Source organism: Streptomyces sp. W16 (assembly GCF_033194735.1).
In the GTDB taxonomy this organism is placed as follows: Bacteria; Actinomycetota; Actinomycetes; order Streptomycetales; family Streptomycetaceae; genus Streptomyces.
Genome location: NZ_JAWOAI010000919.1, coordinates 1 through 2,235, shown reverse-complemented (window position 1 = coordinate 2,235; position 2,235 = coordinate 1). Strand labels below are relative to the sequence as shown.

The 2,235-nt window shown below is 69.4% G+C and carries 2 protein-coding genes and 1 pseudogene; 1 reads left to right on the top strand and 2 read right to left on the bottom strand.

What is annotated here, in order from left to right; all coding sequences use genetic code 11:
• A pseudogene (locus tag R6V09_RS51430) lies at positions 1–318 on the bottom strand (hypothetical protein); the annotation flags it as partial.
• Between the two features lie 136 nt (positions 319–454).
• On the bottom strand, positions 455–907 hold the full coding sequence (locus tag R6V09_RS51425) for a MarR family winged helix-turn-helix transcriptional regulator (RefSeq protein ID WP_317888293.1): 453 nt from the start codon (positions 905–907) through the stop codon (positions 455–457).
• Positions 908–1,020: 113 nt separating this feature from the next.
• Between R6V09_RS51425 and R6V09_RS51420 the strand changes: the two genes are divergently transcribed.
• Complete coding sequence (locus R6V09_RS51420; protein WP_317888292.1) at positions 1,021–2,019, top strand: NADP-dependent oxidoreductase; 999 nt, start codon at positions 1,021–1,023, stop codon at positions 2,017–2,019.
• Positions 2,020–2,235 lie beyond the last annotated feature (216 nt).

Below are 2,235 nucleotides of genomic sequence, written 5' to 3'. Positions count from 1 at the left end.
GCCGGGCGACGCGTCGGCGGAGGGCGGGGCGTCCTCGGAGGCGGGGTCGGGGGAGACGGCGGAGCCGCTGGGCGCCACGAAGACCGTGGGCACCGGCACCGGTACGGCGTCCCCGGACGCCTCGGCGTCCCGGAGTGCGTCGCCTTCGGAGACCGCGACGAGCACCAAGGATCCCGACGAGTCACGGACGCCGACATCGGGCGCCGGGGGCAGCACGTCTCCCGCGTCGACGTCGACGACGGATCCGACGACCACCCCGAGCTCGGACCCGTCGTCCTCGGACCCGAGTCCGACACCGTCGCCTTCGGAGACCTGCAAGCAGATCCTGTGGTGGTGTTCCTGAGCCGTTCGGCTCGGGGGTTCCAGGTGGCTTGGGTCGGGGGTCCGGGGGTTCGGGGTGGCTTGGGTCGGAGGTTCAGGGCTGGTTCGGGTCGGGGGTCCGGGGCTGGTTCGGTCAGACCTCCAGCATCCGTCGCAGCAAGCCGCGCAGTGCCAGTCTCTCCTCGTCCGACAGCCCCGCCAGCGGCTCCCGGGCGAACCGCAGTGACTCCCGCAGGCTACGTGCCACCCGGCGCCCCTCGTCCGTAGCCGCCGCCAGCTTCACACGCCGGTCGGCGGGATCGGGGCGGCGCTCCACCAGGCCCCGCGTCTCCAGCCGGTCCACGATCCCGGTGACGTTCGACGGCTCGCACTTCAGCTTCTGCGCCAGCTTGCGCATCGGCAGCGGCTCCAGGGACAGCAGGCTGATGAGCCGCGCCTGGGCGCCGGTGAGCGAGTGGTCGCCCGCCGCGGCCTCGTAGTCCTCGTAGAACCGCGCCACGACATCGCCGATCAGCTCGACGACCTCCAGGGTCACGGGGTCGGCGCGGCGCGTCTTGTCGGAGCGCGTCTTTTCGGGTGTGGACATGCGCTCCAGCGTACCCCGTTACTTGACATCATGAAATATTCAGAGGCATGGTTGTTTCAGGTACTGAAGTATTTGAGGCTCCCCGCACGGAGACACGAAGAAAGGCGCTTGTGATGATCAACCGCGAATGGCACCTGCTCAGCCGCCCGGTCGGCTGGCCGAAGCCCGAGGACTTCGCCCTGGTGGAGACCGAGACCCGGACCCCGGGCGAGGGCCAGGTGCTGGTGCGGAACAAGTACCTGTCCGTCGACCCGTACATGCGCGGCCGGATGAGCGCCGCCAAGTCGTACGTCGCCCCGTTCGAGCTCGGCAAGGTCATGCAGGGCGGCGCGGTCGGCGAGGTCGTCGAGTCGAACGCCGAGGGCGTCTCCGTCGGCGACCACCTCCTGCACTTCGGCGGCTGGCGCGAGTACGCGACCATCGACGCCAAGGGTGCCGTCAAGGTCGACCCCGACCTCGCCCCGCTCTCCACCTACCTCGGCGTCCTCGGCATGACCGGCCTCACCGCCTACGCCGGCCTGCTGCGTACCGCCTCCTTCAAGGAGGGCGACTCGGTCTTCGTCTCCGGCGCCGCCGGTGCCGTGGGCAGCCAGGTCGGGCAGATCGCCAAGCTCAAGGGTGCGTCGCGGGTCATCGGCTCCGCCGGGTCCGACGAGAAGGTCAAGCTGCTGGTTGAGGAGTACGGGTTCGACGCTGCCTTCAACTACAAGAACGGGCCCGTGAGCCAGCAGCTGCGTGAGGCTGCTCCGGATGGTGTCGACGTGTACTTCGACAACGTCGGCGGCGACCACCTTGAGGCTGCCATCGGTTCGCTGAACGAGCGTGGGCGCATTGCCATTTGCGGCATGATCTCGGTCTACAACAGCACCGAGCCCGTGGCCGGTCCGAAGAACCTCGGGCGTCTCATCCAGACCCGGGGGCGTATCGAGGGGTTCCTCGTCGGCGACCACTACGACCTTCAGCCGGAGTTCGTGCAGGAGGTCGGCGGTTGGGTGGCTTCCGGTGAGCTGAAGTACCGGGAGACCGTTGTCGAGGGTATCGAGAACAACCTTGAGGCGTTCCTGGGGCAGCTGCGGGGGGACAACACGGGGAAGATGATCGTCAAGCTTTAGCCACCGGGCCGGTGTTGGGTGGGCGCCGGACAGCCGGCCGGTGTTGGGTAGGCGCCGTCGCGCGCACCTCCTTTGGTTCGGTCGCCTTCGGGGCGCCTGAAGCCGGTGTCGAGAGCCCCACCGTGCTCAGCCCTTCGGGCCTCCGCGCGCTGGGGCTCTCGACACCGGCGCGCCCCTACGGCTCCCTCTCGGCCGGCGCGTGGGGATGGACCGACT